The sequence below is a fragment of the Chitinophaga silvatica genome (assembly GCF_003419895.1).
Classification (GTDB): Bacteria; Bacteroidota; Bacteroidia; order Chitinophagales; family Chitinophagaceae; genus Chitinophaga; species Chitinophaga silvatica.
This window is the reverse complement of sequence record NZ_QPMM01000012.1, coordinates 13,527-31,808: the sequence shown is the minus strand read 5'-3', so window position 1 is coordinate 31,808 and position 18,282 is coordinate 13,527. Positions and strand designations below refer to the sequence as shown.

At 39.8% G+C, this 18,282-nt stretch carries 12 protein-coding genes; 11 read left to right on the top strand and 1 reads right to left on the bottom strand.

Annotated features, from left to right (window positions below; all coding sequences use genetic code 11):
- The first annotated feature begins 3 nt into the window (after positions 1-3).
- The 11 genes from DVR12_RS21260 to DVR12_RS21215 all read left to right on the top strand — a co-directional run bounded on the left by DVR12_RS21260 (position 4) and on the right by DVR12_RS21215 (position 17,642).
- On the top strand, positions 4-234 hold the full coding sequence (locus DVR12_RS21260) for a hypothetical protein (RefSeq protein WP_116977822.1): 231 nt from the start codon (positions 4-6) through the stop codon (positions 232-234).
- Positions 235-245: 11 nt separating this feature from the next.
- Positions 246-2,090, top strand: a complete 1,845-nt coding sequence (locus DVR12_RS21255; protein ID WP_116978046.1) for a glycoside hydrolase family 2 protein — start codon at positions 246-248, stop codon at positions 2,088-2,090.
- A 26-nt stretch (positions 2,091-2,116) separates the two neighbouring features.
- Positions 2,117-2,254: a hypothetical protein gene (locus DVR12_RS27645; RefSeq protein WP_158563331.1), complete on the top strand. Its 138-nt coding sequence runs from the start codon at positions 2,117-2,119 to the stop codon at positions 2,252-2,254.
- Between the two features lie 33 nt (positions 2,255-2,287).
- Positions 2,288-5,446, top strand: a complete 3,159-nt coding sequence (locus DVR12_RS21250; RefSeq protein WP_116977821.1) for a SusC/RagA family TonB-linked outer membrane protein — start codon at positions 2,288-2,290, stop codon at positions 5,444-5,446.
- A gap of 19 nt (positions 5,447-5,465) precedes the next feature.
- A complete protein-coding gene (locus tag DVR12_RS21245; RefSeq protein ID WP_116977820.1) occupies positions 5,466-7,334 on the top strand; it encodes a RagB/SusD family nutrient uptake outer membrane protein in 1,869 nt (622 codons plus the stop codon).
- Between the two features lie 11 nt (positions 7,335-7,345).
- Positions 7,346-8,041, top strand: a complete 696-nt coding sequence (locus DVR12_RS21240) for a DUF3823 domain-containing protein (protein ID WP_116977819.1) — start codon at positions 7,346-7,348, stop codon at positions 8,039-8,041.
- Positions 8,042-8,277: 236 nt separating this feature from the next.
- Positions 8,278-9,210 (top strand): YihY/virulence factor BrkB family protein, encoded by a 933-nt coding sequence (locus DVR12_RS21235; protein ID WP_116977818.1) that lies wholly within the window; start codon positions 8,278-8,280, stop codon positions 9,208-9,210.
- 69 nt (positions 9,211-9,279) lie between these two features.
- Positions 9,280-10,650, top strand: a complete 1,371-nt coding sequence (locus DVR12_RS21230; protein WP_116977817.1) for an MFS transporter — start codon at positions 9,280-9,282, stop codon at positions 10,648-10,650.
- Complete coding sequence (locus DVR12_RS21225) at positions 10,647-11,831, top strand: AGE family epimerase/isomerase (RefSeq protein ID WP_116977816.1); 1,185 nt, start codon at positions 10,647-10,649, stop codon at positions 11,829-11,831. Before DVR12_RS21230 ends, DVR12_RS21225 begins: the two co-directional genes overlap by 4 nt.
- 28 nt (positions 11,832-11,859) lie before the next feature.
- Positions 11,860-14,313 carry a glycoside hydrolase family 95 protein gene (locus DVR12_RS21220; protein WP_116977815.1) on the top strand — a complete coding sequence of 818 codons (2,454 nt, stop codon included), beginning with the start codon at positions 11,860-11,862 and terminating at the stop codon, positions 14,311-14,313.
- 320 nt (positions 14,314-14,633) lie between these two features.
- Positions 14,634-17,642 (top strand): ligand-binding sensor domain-containing protein, encoded by a 3,009-nt coding sequence (locus tag DVR12_RS21215; RefSeq protein ID WP_116977814.1) that lies wholly within the window; start codon positions 14,634-14,636, stop codon positions 17,640-17,642.
- Here DVR12_RS21215 and DVR12_RS21210 read toward each other — a convergent pair.
- Positions 17,632-18,270: a response regulator gene (locus tag DVR12_RS21210; RefSeq protein WP_158563330.1), complete on the bottom strand. Its 639-nt coding sequence runs from the start codon at positions 18,268-18,270 to the stop codon at positions 17,632-17,634. The two genes, DVR12_RS21215 and DVR12_RS21210, sit on opposite strands and share 11 nt — an antisense overlap.
- Between the last annotated feature and the right edge of the window lie 12 nt (positions 18,271-18,282).

Sequence of the window (18,282 nt, the reverse complement as noted above, 5' to 3'; positions counted from 1 at the left end):
GTTATGAACAGCGGTATGTTTCACGTACGTCTGCTATTATTAATACTTATTTATCCGTCGCTTACCTATGCACAGGTGTCGGATACAGCTAGCGTATTCAAAAATCCCCTGCTCAACACCGGACCAGATCCCTGGATGATGAAAATATCCCGGCCGCCAAAAGGTTTGCCGTATTTTGGTGAACCGTCGGATATTAATTTACCAATTAAAACCATCAGGAGAATAGAAAAATGACAAGTATATATATGAAAAAAGCCTACCTGATTTCTGCATTGTCGTTTGCATTGTTTTTAAATGCAACAGCACAACAGCAAGAATGGAAGATTGTTCCGGGTAAGATTACCTCTACCTGGAGTGAGCAAGTTAAGCCAACTGCAACCTTACCTGAATACCCACGTCCACAATTGGTTCGTGGTAACTGGAAAAATCTGAATGGCCTCTGGAACTATGCCATCAGACCTAAAAATCAACAACAACCCACTAGTTGGGATGGCAAAATCCTGGTTCCATTTGCAGTAGAATCTGCATTGTCAGGAGTAGGCAAAAGTGTAGGGAAAGACAATGAGCTTTGGTATAATACTACCTGGAGCATTCCTTCCTCTATGCAGGGTAAGAAAATTTTATTGCACTTTGGGGCATCCGACTGGCGTACTACCGTTTACGTGAATGGTAAAGAAGCTGGCACCCATGAAGGTGGTTTCGATCCGTTTACTATCGATATTACTCCATTTGTGAAAAAAGGAGCTCAGGATATTGTTGTTAAAGTTTGGGATCCAACAGACGAAGGCCCACAACCAAGAGGTAAGCAGGTCAATAAACCGGAAGGTATCTGGTATACTCCAGTTACCGGTATCTGGCAAACCGTTTGGGCTGAAGCTGTAGGTAACACTTATATCGCAGGTACCAAACAAACTCCGGATATTGATCAGGAAACACTAAACGTAGCTCCACAGGTAGAAAATCTGCAACCAGGCGATGTAGTTACGGTTGCTGCATTTGATGGTAGCAATAAAGTAGCTGAAACTCAGGTTTCCGGTGGCAGCGTTGATCTGAAAATCCCTTCTCCAAAATTATGGTCACCCGATGCGCCGTTCCTGTATGATCTGAAGCTTACAGTTACCCGTAAAGGAAAGGTGATCGACGAGGTGAAAAGCTACTTCGCAATGCGTAAATCTTCCATTGGTAAAGATGTCAATGGTGTACAACGTATGTTGCTTAATAATAAATTCCTGTTCCAGTTTGGTCCTTTAGATCAAGGTTGGTGGCCCGACGGATTATACACTGCTCCTACCGATGAGGCATTGAAATTCGATATCGTACAAACCAAAGCAATGGGCTTTAATATGATCAGAAAACATATTAAAGTGGAACCAGCAAGATGGTATTACTATTGCGATTTGTTAGGAATGCTGGTATGGCAGGATATGCCAAGTGGTGACCTGGGTAATGGCTGGGAAATGCGCCCGGGGATAATCGACAGAGCTACCGATAAAAACCGTACTCCTGAATCTGAAGGTTACTACAGAAAAGAATGGAATGCTATTATTGAGCATCTTCATAACTATCCTTCTATTGTGGTATGGACACCGTTCAACGAAGCATGGGGACAGTTTAAGACCGTTGAAATTGCAGAATGGACAATGAAGAAAGATCCTTCCCGTTTAGTAAATACTGCCAGTGGCGGTAACTTCTATCCGGTAGGACAAATCATTGACCTTCACAATTACCCTGAGCCGGCAATGCCAGATCCTGCAATCTATGGCGATAAACGTGCTATCGTATTAGGTGAATATGGCGGATTAGGTTTGCCAATCAACGATCACTCCTGGCAACAAAAAGATAACTGGGGTTATCAGAGCTTTAAAAATGAGAACGATTTATTTAAACGTTACAGCCAATTTACGGATCGACTGGAAGGTTTAATCAAATTAGGCCTGTCTGCAGCTGTTTACACTCAAACTACCGATGTTGAAGTAGAAGTAAATGGTTTGATGACTTATGACAGAAAAGTGCAAAAGGTAGCAGTTGAAAAACTAAAAGAAGTAAGTACCAAATTATATAACCCTGCATTGGTAACCGTGAAGCCATAAGAAAAGGTGCGTAACATGCGTCACCTATGAATCGAGTCTTTTCAATTCCGGCGGGTTTATCCCGCCGGAATCAATGCAATCAAAATCAACAATTCCGCACTATAGACCTGGCTATGTTCAGCGTTAGAGAGATTAAAGATCAGACCAAGCAAAAATCGATGTAGTACTTAGGATTTATTTACTAATAAAATTCAGTTATGAAAACACGTTTACGTGTCCGTAATTCAATACGGAGCGTGATAGGGGCATTCTATTGCCTGCTATTACTGATACTGTTGCTTCCAGGCGTTACCATGGCGCAAACAACCGGAGGCTTTACTGTTACCGGAAAGGTAACAGACGAAAAAAATGAACCACTGGTAGGGGTAACAGTGGCTATAAAAGGAACAAGCAAAGGAACTACCACTGATGCAAAAGGTGCTTATTCCTTAGCTGTGCAGGATGAAAATGCCGTATTGGTATTTACGTTTGTAGGTTATTCGAAACAAGAATTGAAAGTAGGCAATAAGAGAACTGTTAGTCCGCAGCTCAGTGAAGACAGTAAAGGACTTGGTGAAGTAATCGTAGTTGGTTACGGCACCCAGAAGAAAGAATCTGTAACCGGTGCCATTTCCGGAGTTACTTCCAAAGATCTGGAAAGAGTACATGGTTCTACGGTGAGTGCTACACTGGCAGGTAAATTACCTGGCGTTTCTTTCAGAATGCCTGATGGCCGCCCGGGTGCCAGTGCCAATATCCAGATCCGTAACCTCGGTAATCCATTGTACGTAATTGATGGTGTGCAAAAAGATGCGGGACAATTCAATAATATCTCTCCTAATGATATTGAATCAATAACCGTGTTGAAAGATGCTTCTGCCGCTATTTACGGAGTACGTGCCGCCAATGGGGTAGTAGTAGTAACTACAAAAAGAGGTAAACTGGGAAGCCCGAATACTATTAACGTAGATGCGTACACGGGATGGCAGAACTGGACCCGGTTCCCTAAAACTGTAAATGCTTATGAATGGATGCGCGGTAAAGCAGAAGCAGACATGAATGCTTTAAACCCTAAAATAGAAATTACGCAGGCCGAACTGGACAAATGGAAAGCTGGTACAGAAAAAGGTTATCAGAGCTTCGACTGGTATGACTTCATTATTAAGAAAAATGCTCCGCAAACTTCTGCCAATATCAGCGCAAGTGGTGGATCTGAAAATATTAATTACTATCTCTCAGTTACACATCTTGATCAGACATCTGTATTGGGCCGGGAGTTTACCTTCAACCGTACTAATATTCAAAGTAACGTAGATGCTAAAGTAACCAAGCGCCTTAAAGTAGGAGTACAAATTAATGGACGTATTGAAGAAAGAGATAATCCGGGGGTTCCGGGAAGTGATGATTACTGGGAGCCTCGTTTTGCCTTATTCCGTAACCGTCCTACAGAACGTCCTTATGCCAATGATAACCCGGCGTATCCTAATGATATTGGTCACAATACCGAGAACTGGGCGTTGCAAACAAAGGCTCTTTCAGGTTACTGGACAGAAGATTGGAGAGTATTACAAACCAACTTTACCGGTGAGTATACCACACCAATAAAAGGACTTACACTGCAAGGCAGGTACTCCTATTATTATGCAGATAAGTTGATGAACGGTCACGAATACACTTATGATACTTATACCTTCAAAGCAGCCGATAGCATTTATGAACGTACTGGTGGCAGTTCCAATCCATGGCGCGAAAGAGGTACACATAAGGTGTTGGAAAATGTGATTCAGGGGCAGGTCAATTATAATAACACCTTTGGTAAACATACGATTGGTGCCAACTTTGTAACCGAAAGAATCAGCAGAAGAGAACTGGATGTTTGGGTACACGCTGTTCCTAAAACGAATGTACTACCATTGATCCAGTTTGCAGATATGGATACTTATAACGATGCTGATTGGATTGAGGCTCGTTTGGGCTATATCGGAAGGATCAACTATAACTATGCAAATAAATACTACCTCGAAATGGCCGGCCGTTACGACGGTTCATGGAAATTTGCACCTGGAAAAAGATGGGGCTTCTTTCCTTCAATTTCCGGTGGCTGGAGAATTACAGAAGAGCAATTTGCTAAAAACCTGTTAGGTAACAGCAATTGGCTTAGCGACTTAAAAATTCGTGGTTCTTATGGTGAATTGGGAGATGATGATGTAGGTATTGGTGCCTATGATTATGTTCCTGGTTATACCTATGCTACTTCTACTTTCATAATGGATGGTACTGTTGTAAAAGGAGCAAGAGATAAAGGAGTTCCTAATAGCCGTGTTTCCTGGTTTACCAGTAAAATACTGGATATAGGAATGGATTATTCATTGTTGAATGGAAAGGTGACTGGAGCCATCGATTACTTTAAGCGTAGACGTTCCGGTTTATTAGGTGATAAGTATGATATACTGGTTCCTAATGAAATTGGGTATGGCCTGCCAAAAGAGAATGTGAATAGCGATGCTGTAATGGGAGGTGAAATTTCCGCTGCCTATAATGGTAAAGCCGGAAAACTCAATTATGTTATAGGTGGTAATTTCTCTTATGCCCGTAAGAAATTTATCAGCTCTTATAACCCAATGTTTGGTAACTCCTGGGATCATTACAGATATTCATCAGAAAACCGCTGGAGCGATATTTATTGGGGATATGAAGTAGTTGGGCAATTCAAATCGTATGACGATATCAACAACTACAAAGTAGACAATGATGGTCAGGGCAACAGAACAATGTTACCTGGAGATCTTATCTACAAAGATGTTAACGGTGACGGTGTGATTAATGAGTATGATATGCGCCCAATTGGTTACCCTACAGGTCAGAATCCAACTGTAAACTATGGAATCAACTTCGCAGTAAGATGGAACGGAATCGACTTTGCCGCTGATTTCTCCGGTGGTTCTATGTATACCTATGCACAGGACTGGGAAATGAAATGGCCGTATCAGAATACCGGTAACCTGCTCAGACAATTCTATGATCAACGTTCTTACCGCGCAGATCCATTTGATTTAAATAGTCCATGGACCATTGGTAAATACCCGGCACTCAGATTTAATACTGGGGATCATAACAATTATAATAAACCTTCTTCCTTCTGGACAAGAAACGTCCGTTATCTCAGATTAAGAACAATGGAACTCGGTTATACGCTGCCTCAACAATGGTTAGACAGAGTTAAAATTAAGCGTGTAAGATTCTATCTCAACACCTATAACCTGTTCTCGATCGACAACGTTCATGATCTGGGTATAGAACCTGAAATCACTGATGCTAATGGTTTGCAATATCCTCAGAACAAATTTGTGAATGTGGGTATCAACCTTACTTTTTAAGTCCTAAAAGCAAAAAGTTATGAAGAAGAATTTGCTCTATATATTGCTACTGATGCTGGTTGGCGCCAGTTGTAGCAAGGATAACGACTTCCTGAGCCGTAATTCCACCAACATATTACTGGATGAACAGGTATGGAAAGATACTTCCATCGTTATTTCAGTGCTGGCAGATCTGTACGACAGATATCCGGATTATCAGACTATTGAAAACTGGAGCGATTTTGCTGCCTTTGATGAGGCTTTTGCATCCGAAGCAGGGCAGTATTGGAGACATCACGACCGTTATTATGATTATGGTAACTGGGGCTCCTGGAACTATGGTTATATGCGTGAATTAAACCTGTTCATCGAAAAATGTGCTGCAGCTGATAAATTAACCGATTATTCAAGAAATCAGTTTCTTTCTGAAGCGCGTTTTCTCAGAGCAGCTACCTATTTCGATATGGTAAAAAGAATGGGGGGAGTACCGCTGATTACTAAGTCTATGACTTATGACTATAAAGGCGATCCATCATATCTGCAAACTCCAAGATCTAAAGAGTCTGAAATCTATGACTTTATTATTAATGAATTGGCTGAAATAAAAAATATTCTTCCAGCCAAATCAGAAATTAAATCAAGAGCTAACAAATGGGCTGCATTGGCAATGGAGGCACGTGTGGCACTCTATGCTGGTTCTATAGCTAAGTATGGAGCTGCTATTCCTCAACTTTCATTGCCAGGCGGCGAAATTGGAATACCGGCAAACCTGGCCAATGGTTATTATACTTCTGCATTAAATGCCGCTGAAGAAATTATTAAAAGCGGTGCATATAGCTTGTATAAAAAGAAACCAAATCTCTCAGACAACTTTGCTTCAATATTTTACGATAAGAATTCTAATCCTGAAGTCATCTTCGTAAAAGATTACAAATTGCAAAGTGGAAAAGTACAAGGATGGACACTCTCCAACCAACCTCGTTCTCTGGCTGAAGAGCAACAGGGTGGAAGATTAAACCCTTCTCTGAATCTGGTTCAGTCTTTCGAAAAACTTGATAATACTTTTGAGCCTTATATTACCAATCAGGCTAATAACGATTATGTTTACTATACTTCGCCATTAGACATCTTTGCCAACAGAGATGCTCGTTTAGCCGGTACAATTATACTTCCGGGAAGTGAGTTCAAAAATATGCCTGTAGATATCTGGGGCGGATTAATTTTAGCTGATGGAAGTATCGTTTCTGGCGATGCGTTCGGAAAAAGAAACACAGTTAATGGTATAGACATGCAGGTGGTTGGATTCGATGGCCCGATCGATAAGCTCGAATTCAGCGCTCAAACCGGTTTTTATGTACGTAAATATCAGGACCCTGCTATCGGATCCGGTCGTATTGGTACTCAAAGTGAAGTTTGGTGGATTCGTTACCGCTATGCAGAAGTATTATTGAATGCTGCAGAAGCGGCATTCGAACTGCAGGATAATCCTACCGCTGCCAATTATATGAACCAGGTAAGAGAACGTGCAGGTCTCACCACTCAGCTTCTGCCTGCTCAAATAACCTTCGACAGAATCGTGCATGAAAGAAAAGTGGAACTGGCATTTGAAGGCCACGAATTATGGGATATGAAAAGATGGAGAATTGCACACAAGGTTTGGAACGGAGCATCAGACGATCTGACAACAAACATTGCAAGTGCTACAGCTTCCAGTACCAGGGTATTCGGTCTTATCCCCTATAAAATTTATAATCCTGGAAATGCGAATAACGGTAAATGGGTATTTAAACAAAGAATACCAGGAGAAGTAACTAACCCGCATGAATTCAGGTTTGGAAATTATTATTCCAGAATCGGAGATGATATCAGAAATAATAACCCATTAATCGTTAAAAATCCTAACCAGTAAAAAATTATTTTATGCGTTTTAAAATTTATTATCTGTTCTTGCTGGGTTTATTAATGGGGGCTTGTAAAAAGGATAACTATCCTGCACCCTCCTGCACCTTTAACGGAAGAATTGTATATAATGGAGAAGCTATAGGTGTGAGCCAGCAGGATGTATATTTCGAACTCTGGGAACCAGGATGGGATAAAAGAATTCCGATCAATGTTAATGTAAATCAGGATGGCAGCTTCTCTTCCATGTTGTTCCCTGCACAGTATAAATTGATCATCCCAGCTTCACAAGGCCCATGGAAAACCAAAGAAGACGGAACTACCCACTCAGATACTATCCAGGTGAATATTACGGGTAATCAATCACTGGATATTGAAGTATTGCCTTATTATATGATCAGAACACCTAAACTACAGTTTGCTAATGGTAAAGTTTCTGCCAGTTGTAAATTGGAGCAGATCATAAAAGATGGTAATGCAAGAGGGATAGATCAAGTTGTACTTTACCTGAATAAAACACAATTTGTTGATAAGAAAAACAATATCAAAACCGCCGAAATCAATGGTGGAGATATTGCAGATATAAATAATATTACATTGACAGCTGATGTACCTTCCATGACCCCCACTCAGAACTACGTCTTTGCACGTATAGGACTGAAAATTAGTGGCGTGGAAGACATGATTTTTTCTCCTGTAGAAAAAATTCAGCTGTAAGAAGAATTTCACTGCGGTGGAAAGTATTCCGGTATCAAAAACGCTACAACATGATATCTGATACACTGCCACCAGTGGTGAGTTTTGTGTGAACGGTTCGGATGATTAAATGGGCAACAGTATCGCTACAACTGTTGCCCTATTTTTTTGTAACGCTGTTTAGGTTCCCCTGATTTATTTGCTTTATTGTTTGCATCAGATAAAAACAAATTAATCAGTAACTTGAGCGCGATTTAATGATGGAAACCAAACTAACTCATACAGTTACACCAAGATGGCGGTTGTTGTTATCGTCGTTTCAGGACGCCTTTAAGAACCTGCAGGCCAATGACCCATTGCGTATGGCAGGTGCTACCGCTTTTTTCACCACTTTCGCATTGCCTGCTATACTTATAATAATTATTCAGCTGCTAAGGATCATTTTTAGAGTGCATCATGTGGGGCGTCATCTGACAGTGCAGTTGGAAAGCTACTTTGGGGAAGAAACCTCTGAGGCCATCCTGGATACGCTCAAAGCATTTAGAAGTATAGCCCAAAACTGGATTATCGCAATTGGAGGATTTATTTTCCTGCTATTTGTAGCCACCACATTATTCAAAATTATCAAGGGTTCACTGAATGAATTATGGAAAGTACGACCCAGCAATAAACAGAACTTCGGACAGTTGTTGATTTCAAGGCTTAGAGGGGTTTTGGTGATCATCTTTGCAGGATTATTGTTTCTGATCGATATTGCTGCCGAAGCTATCAGAACATTTCTGGGCCAGTATGTTGACCTATATCTTCCGGCTATCGCAAATTATTATGATAGTGCATTGAACTATGTTATTTCTATCGTAATAGTAACTGTCTGGTTTTTCCTGGTTTTCCGTTTCCTTCCCGATGGAAGACCAAAGTGGAAGGTAAATATGACCGGAGCTTTTGTAACCAGTATTCTATTTAATATAGGTAAAGTTGTTCTTAAGTTAATGCTTACCTACAGTAGTATTAACAATATTTATGGAGCATCTGCATCTATGGTGCTGTTATTGCTTTTCATGTTTTACTCCTCATTAATATTCTATTTCGGAGCCTGTTTTACCTATGCATGGGGCGACAGAACCAACAGACCTATAGAACCATTACCTCACGCTACCAGGTATACATTACATAATGCAGTAGAGCAATAAAGCCGAATATATACTACTAATGGAAAAAATCACTATTATAGGGATTGCATTGTAATCACTATTGCTCCTATGTTCGACAAAATTTCATTAAAAGAAAAGATTGGATATGGCTTTGGAGATATGGCATCTTCTATGTTTTGGAAGTTGTTCGGAACATATTTGTTATTCTTTTATACTGAAATCGTCGGATTAGCGGCAGCAGCTGTAGGAACCCTTTTTCTGGTCACCCGTATCTGGGATACCTTCTTCGATCCAATGGTGGGTATAGTGGCCGACAGAACCACTTCCAAATGGGGAAAGTTCAGGCCTTATATTCTATTTGCCGCTATTCCTTTCGGAATTGTGGGCATACTTACCTTTTCAGTGCCTCCATTTACCTTACAAGGTAATTTGATCTATGCCTATATCACCTATTCATTAATGATGATGGTATATTCACTCATTAATGTTCCCTATGCTTCGTTACTGGGGGTGCTCTCTGATGATGCAAAAGAGCGAAATACCCTGGCATCTTTCAGAATGGCATTTGCATTTATTGGTAGCTTGCTGGCATTGGCATCTATTGAGCCTCTGGTGCATTTTTTCAGTAAAGGTCATAACCCACGCTTCGGATGGCAGGTTGCTGTAACTATAATTGCAATAGTTTGTTCTGTACTGTTTTTGCTTTGTTTTGCCTGGGTAAAGGAAAGAGTAAAAACCTCTGCACAGCCTTCGGGATCCCTCAAAAGTGATGTGCAGGACCTGCTGAAAAATAAGCCCTGGTGGATTTTACTGGGTGCCGGAATTGCAACCCTGGTTTTCAATTCGCTTAGAGATGGCGCTACGCTTTACTATTTTAAATACTTCATTCATCAATCTGTAGCTATTGAATGTGGTAATATTCATCTCACCTGGTCTACCCTCTATTTGGTAACCGGACAACTGGCAAATATCATAGGTGTAATATTAGCAGCTGCCTTAGGAAATCTGCTGGGGAAGAAGAAAATATATTTGCTTGCCATGTTTACCGCTACAATATTGAGCATTTTATTTTACTGGCTCAATAGGGAACAACTGGCTCTGATCTTTATTTTTCAGTTTATGATCAGTATATGTGCCGGAATTGTATTTCCATTGCTATGGTCGATGTATGCCGATATCGCTGATTATTCTGAGTGGAAAAATGATCGTAGGGCTACCGGGTTAATTTTCTCTTCTTCTTCTATGTCTCAGAAGTTTGGATGGACCATAGGCGGATCATTGACTGGCTGGTTGCTGGGGGCCTTTGGGTTTAAAGCCAACCTTATGCAGTCGGATGCCACAATTAATGGAATCGTTCTGATGATGAGCTTTTTGCCAGCCATAGGAGCATTTATTGCCGCTGTATTAATGGGAGTATATCCATTATCTGAGACCAGAATTAATAGTATTGCGGCAGAGTTACAAACCAAACGAAAATGACACAACAGGAACTACATCATAAAGCCAGCAAAGCATTAAATGATATTCTTAATTACTGGACTAAGTATACGGTAGATGAAGCGAATGGAGGCTTTTATGGTGAAATTGGGAATGACAACAGCATAGTAGCAACAGCAGATAAAGGGGCAGTTTTAAATGCAAGAATTTTATGGACATTTTCCGCTGCTTATAATCTGTCTGCTAACTCCGCGCATCTCGATATAGCCCATCGGGCCTGGGATTACCTCTTGAATAAGTTCATTGATCCGGTTTATGGTGGTGTATATTGGTCGGTAAACCAATACGGCAAGCCGGTTGATAAACGTAAACAACTTTATGCGATAGCCTTTGCATTATATGCCTGCAGCGAGTATTATAAGGCAACCAACAACTCTTTGGCAAAAGAAACAGCCATCAACCTATATAATGTTATTGAAAAATATGGATATGATAATATAGAAGACGGATACTTTGAGGCATTCACAGAAGATTGGAAAAGTCCTGACGATTTCCGGTTGAGCGATAAAGATGCCAACGAAAAGAAAACAATGAATACTCATCTGCATATTATTGAGGCATATACTAATTTATATAGTTGCTGGAAAGATGAGTTACTGCTAAAACAGATACAAAAACTCCTGTTAAGGTTCGAAAAGAGCATAATAGATCCGTTAACCGGGCATCTGCATCTGTTTTTTAATGAACATTGGGATCTAAAAAGCACCGCAATTTCTTATGGGCATGATATTGAAGCTGCCTGGCTATTATTGGAATCGGCCCAAGCAGTGGGGGATATGTCTCTGATTGCCCGCTTTAATTCTCTGGCGCTATTAATAGCCGATACCACCATTAGGGAAGGAATAGCTACCGATGGTGGATTGTGGAATGAATACCTGCCAGATACAAATGAACTGGTGAAAGAAAAACATTGGTGGCCGCAGGCCGAAGCGCTGATAGGATTTGTCAATGCCTGGCAATTAAAGCCAGATAGTAAATATTGGCATGCTGTAATAGGAGTTTGGCGATTTATTGAGCAATATCTAATAGATTCCCGAAATGGAGAATGGTTTTGGGGCGTGTATGAGGATTATAGTTTGATGCCTGAATATAAGGTTGGTTTCTGGAAATGCCCCTATCATAATGCCAGGGCATGTATAGAGCTAATGAAACGATTGGCATAAATTCACATTTTTAGCTATCTTGACCTTCATGAATTTCACGAAATACAGCATTTTGCCATCGATATTGGTAGCCAGCACCTTATCGTTATCAGCGCAATCAGACCTTACTCTCCGTTTTAATGAGCCAGCAAAACATTTTACAGCTTCAGCCCCTGTTGGCAATGGGCGTATGGGGGCCATGGTTTTTGGAAATCCTAATTCAGAACGGATAGTACTGAATGAAATTTCGTTATGGTCCGGAGGGGTGGAAGATGCAAACAGTAAGGAAGCAATAAAATATCTTCCTGAAATCAGATCATTATTACTGGCCGGCAAAAATATTGAGGCTCAGAAAATGTTGCAGCAATATTTTGTTTGTAAGGGGCCTGGTTCAGGATACGGTAACGGTGCCAATGTGAAATTCGGTTGCTATCAAACACTGGGAGATCTTTCTATTCAATGGGCAGATACAGCATCGCAGGTTGCCAATTATCAACGTTTACTCCAGTTAGATAGCGCAATTGCCAGAACCACCTGGCAGCGCAATGGTGTTACGTTCAGAGAAGAAGTAATAGTATCAGCACCTCAGCAGGTAATAGTAGTCAGACTTTCAGCCAGTAAACCAGGCGCTTTATCATTTACTACAGCAATATCCAGGAAGGAAAAAGCAGAGGTAAAATTGAAGAACGGAGCCCTTCAGATGACAGGTGTCTTAAACGGAGGGAATGACGATCCGGGGATGAAATATGCCGCTGTATTGAAGGTTGTCAATAAAAACGGAACTAAAAAAGAAAGTAATAACCAGATAACAATTAGTGGAGCAGATGAATGCCTCTTGATTATTGCAGCTCACACAAATATGAACTGGCCGGATGTAGAGAAACCAGGGCCAGATCCGCTACCACTGACAGTTAATGATGCTAATAAAGCCGGAGCAGGTAACTGGGCAGGGATGTTGAATGCACATGTAAAGGATTTTCAATCCCTCTTTCAACGCTGTAAACTGACGTTGAATGATGAGAGTTATAAAGAGGTAGAAAACCTGACAGTGCTGCAACGTCTTGAGCGTTTGCAATCCGGACAGAAAGATGCTGCCATGGTTCCGTTGTATTTCAACTTTGGCAGATATCTCTTGATCAGTTCTTCCCGGAATGGTGGTATGCCGGCCAATTTGCAGGGTCTATGGGCGGAAGAATATCAAACTCCCTGGAATGGCGACTACCATCTGGATATTAACATACAAATGAATTACTGGCCGGCAGAAGTTACTAATTTATCGAGCTGTCACCAGCCTTTATTTACACTGGTGAAGCAAATGGCCCGATTCGGAGAGCAATCTGCACGCACCTATTACAATGCAAGAGGGTGGATGGCCCATGTAATCTATAATCCATGGGGCTTTACAGCACCAGGTGAAGGAGCCGACTGGGGCTCTGCATCTACAGGTGGAGCATGGGTAGGTACACATCTCTGGAAGCATTACCAGTATACCAATGACCTGGCATTTTTAAAGTCTGTATACCCGTTAATGAAAGGATCAGCTGATTTTTTCAGAGACATCTTAATTACTGAACCAGCTCATAACTGGTTGGTAACTGCTCCTTCCAACTCTCCCGAGAATGCATATATTTTGCCGGATGGGCAGCAGGGACAAACCTGTATGGGGCCAACTATGGATATGCAGATTGCTAGGGAAATACTGAGTACGGGCATTGCGGCTGCTGAAATATTGAAAGCAGACAAGGCCTGGGCAGACAGTTTAAAAGCGGTGTTGGCACGCCTGGCTCCGAATCAGATCAGTCCATCTTTTGGAGGTATCCAGGAATGGTTACAGGATTATAAGGAAGCAGATACTCACCACCGCCATGTGTCTCCATTGTATGGTTTATATCCTTACGACGAGATTACTCCCTGGGATACACCGGAATTGGCTGCTGCTGCCAGAAAAACGCTGGAGCGTAGGGGAGATGCCGGAACTGGTTGGTCCAGGGCCTGGAAAATTGCTTTCTGGTCGAGACTCGGAGATGGAGATCATGCCTTTAAAATGTTGAAAGAACTTTGGGCACCGGCAGTTGCTGGTAGTGAAATAAAAATGAATTCCGGAGCAGGTACTTATTCCAATTTATTTTGTGCGCACCCACCATTTCAGATCGACGGTAATTTTGGAGCAGTTGCAGGAATCGCCGAAATGTTCCTTCAAAGCCATGGTAGCGAAAACATAATCCGTCTGTTGCCAGCTTTACCGGGAGATCAACAATTTGCCAGTGGTTCTATTAAGGGGATTTGTGCTGTAAATGGTTTTGAACTTGATTTTTCCTGGAATAACAGGCAAGTGAATAAGGTGAGTGTTTTATCAAAAAGCGGAGTTACCTGCAAATTAAATCTTCCTGCTAATTGTGTGGTAAAAGACCAGGCAGGAAAACAAGTGAAAAGCAATTATAAGGATGGAGTTTTAGTATTTGCAACGCAAAAAAATGGTAGGTATACTATCTCAAATATCTAATAATAATACTAATCGATTTCTACAAAAGCACTTCTGTAAGAGGTGCTTTTGTATTTTAAATATTATTATTATGTTAATAGTACTAATATGAAATCTTCCCTTGAAATAATCTCGTATATATATGTAAATGTGATGCCTATACGAAAAATAATCCAACTTGATCAATTAATGAACGATAGTGAATTTCCATGAAATCCTTATCTGGTTTGATTTAGCAAACCAATTTTTTTAATGAATTGTTAGCTGATTTGCAATGATAAATTTTTTTATGGCTACTTTTGATGCGAATTTCTAACTGCCAATATTAGACTGTTTATTCGATGAGACTTATTTTGCTGGTATGTTTCTTAATGGGAATGAATTCAGTATCTGCTAATTCCCGTTTTGATTCAGCCATAGTTCGGCATTTTACAGACCAGGATGGATTACCTCAAAATAGTATCAAGTACATCACACCTGATAAAGATGGCTTTGTATGGTTGGCAACAGAAGATGGATTAGTTAGGTTTGATGGCTACCACTTTTTAAATTTTAATAGTACTGTTCTTCCAATTAAGGATAATCATTTTTTATGTTTTTTATCCACAAATGAAGGACTGGCTGCTATTTCTGTTGAAAATATTTTGGAAATAAAGAATGGCAAAGCCGCTGTTAGCAACATATCCGCTTACAATTATTTCATCCAGGAGGATACCTCTGATGTATACACGGTAAGAGGATTTCCTGATCTTTATTTAAATATAGTTCCATGCCATTATTTTATATATCCTGTTAATGCTACTACTTATTATAAAACCAGCAAAGACAGTATATGGTACGTAAATAATGAACAGCATTTCTACCTGCAGAAGGCCCCGGCCTTCAAGCCCGAACAGCTTTTCGCCTTAAATGGGAATTTATATCAGATTACAGATAACGGAGAGTTTTTTCAGCTTAATTCTAAATTTCCACGCCCCTTATCCTTACATGGCGATTCAATAGGAAAACTCAAAAACTATAAAGTATACTGGAATATAGGGTCTCAGCAGTTATTCCTGTCTATCAATAATTTACTGTATTATTTAAAAATTGATAAGAATAACAACATAGAGTCAACTATTCTCCTCGATAATTTCGATCAGGTTAAAGGAGGAATAACAAGCATTTATTATGACACTAAATATCAGCGATTATTTATAGGAAGTCTGACAAAAGGATTATTTGTATATAAATGCAAACAATTTTCTGTTTTAAGAGATGGAGAAGGAAATGATGAGGTTTATTATGCACAGGCACTTCACGGTGATAATGCGTTAGTGGTACCCCGTGGTTTCATGTTTACGACTGATGGAACTAAGAAAGAGATACCATTATTAAGAAAGATAGGCCGACTGGATAATTACTCGATAGCAACAGATAATAAAGAGAATAATTGGTATAAGGATGGGAGGGTTCTTTATAAATTAACCCCTGATTATTCAGCAATTTTGTGGGATACTGTTTTCCCTTCAAAAGTGAACCAATTATTTTTTGATGGAGGAAACAAGCTTTGGATTGGAACTCAGACCACCGGCTTATATACTATACAAACTGATGAAGAACATCCTCAGCTTCAACAATTCTGTACCGACATTAATGATTGCACCTATTTCACCAAGGCTAATGAACATACCTTATGGGTAGGCACCGCAGCAGGTTTATATAGTGTAGATGTCAAAACAAAAAAAACTAGCGGGTTCAATGTATTAAAGGATTCATACATTCGCAGTTTATTTACGGCTCCTACAGGAGAAATTTGGATCACTACCTATAGTCATGGAATTTTTATTTATAAAGACAATGAAATAACAGCCCTGCCATTAGATAAGCATAGGTTTCTTTTAATGGCCCATTGTGTAATACGTGATAATAATGGATATAATTGGATCACCACCAATAAGGGATTATTTCAGGTAAGTACAAATGATGCATTGTCCTTTGTTTCTAAAAAAAGTAAAAATTTATATTATCTCTATTACAGAAAAGAGCAAGGCTTCAATACAAATGAGTTTAATGGAGGATGCCAGCCATGTGCTGTAAAACTTCCTAACGGAGATATCTCCTTACCTTCCTTAAATGGGCTTGTTTATTTTAATCCCGGCAATATCATACCTGAACTTCCGGATAAACGTATTTTCGTAGATCAGATCGAGATTGATACTTCAGTTATAAATCCGGATGAGGTCATTGACATTCCACACAACTTTCATCATGCAAAGATTCGCATAAGCTCTCCCTACTTTGGAGATCCTGATAACCTTCATTTTTATTATTCTTTGGAAAAGGAAGGTAATAAAGATGAAATATTATGGGTACCGGTAAATAATGAACGAATTATTGAATTCTCATCAATGAGTTCGGGTACATATCATTTATGGATACGAAAGCCGAATGGTTTTGGGGGTGATAATGAAGCGGAATTGATCCTGGTACTAAAAGTTGAAAAAGCATTTTACGAAACTACCATTTTCAGGATAGCTTTACTGGTAACACTGGCTTTTATCATTTTTGTTTTCTTCCGGATAAGAGTTAGAAGAATAGAAAGGAAAAATGAGCAATTATCCTTATTAGTTGATGAACGAACTTATGAATTAAGATCAATACTAAAGAACCTGCAGGCATCCGAGCAACAACTACGAAAACAAAGCTTTGTACAGCAACGTATAATTGCTGCTATTTCTCATGATTTGAAAACTCCAATGAAGTATTTAATGCAGGTAGTTGGTACAACAGGCTATCCTATTGTAAAAGAAGAAAGAATGGTTATTCATGATAGTTTGCATAATATGTATTACCTGGTGGAGAACCTGATTCAATATATTAAGTCACAGTTTGCGCATGATAACTCAATGTTGGAGGTAGTAGATCTTTATAATGAGTTGGAACTTAAAGCCAGTATTTTCAGGCCAGTAGCCAACTCTAAAAAGATCCTTGTCAATAATATCACTATTCCCGGAACTAAAGTATTGGTAAACAAACAACTCCTTTCCATAATTATTCATAATCTTATTGATAATGCTGTAAAGAATACACCTGCGGGTAGTATTACTTTAGAAGCTTATACGGAAAACCAAAAGATTGTTCTCATCTTTGCAGATACTGGTATAGGTATGCCCCAGGCAGTGATGAACTGGATCAATCAGGATAGGATTGCTAATTCCTCCGCTTCAGAAAAGTATAATGATGTACACGTTGGTATAGGCTTGTTAATGGTAATTGAATTGCTGGCACTAATAAACGGAAGTATGAAGGTAAACACCAACGGACTACATGGCGCTCTGGTTACAATAACAATTGATGTTATTGAATAACTGTTTCGTATAATTTAATCTTATCTAATAAGCCTATTAAGGATTCTACTTGCAATTTGTGGAAAATGCGGGTCTTATAGGTACTGACAGTTGATACCTGTAAGTTTAATAATTCAGATATTTTATTTAAAGCAATACCCTTGATAAGCATATTCATTACCTCAACTTCTCTTGCAGAGAGCGTATCGAATGGCGAATTGCTTTTAGGTTGATGTTTACTTAATTTTTGAAGTAACATTTGCCTGGTAGCAGCACTCATATATTTTTCACCATTGAATAAGGTCCGGATGGCTAATTTAGTTTCCTCCTCTGTAGCGCTTTTGCTCAGATATCCATCTGCTCCTGCCTGCAGGTAATCAAGTGCATATAGCCGTTCATCATATGCCGAGAAAATAAGGATATGTGTATCCGGCTGCCTAAACTTAATAGCATCAATCATCTGAATACTATTCCCTCCTGGCAAATTAATGTCCAGTATTAACATTTTAATTTGTTGGGTATCGAGATGCTGTATTACTGCATTGAAAGAATCAACGAGTATAGTATTGGCTGCTAAATCAATTCCGGAGATTATTTTGGCAAGACCATATCTAACTATAGCATGATCGTCGGCAATCAGGATATTCATTGTGTAATAGAG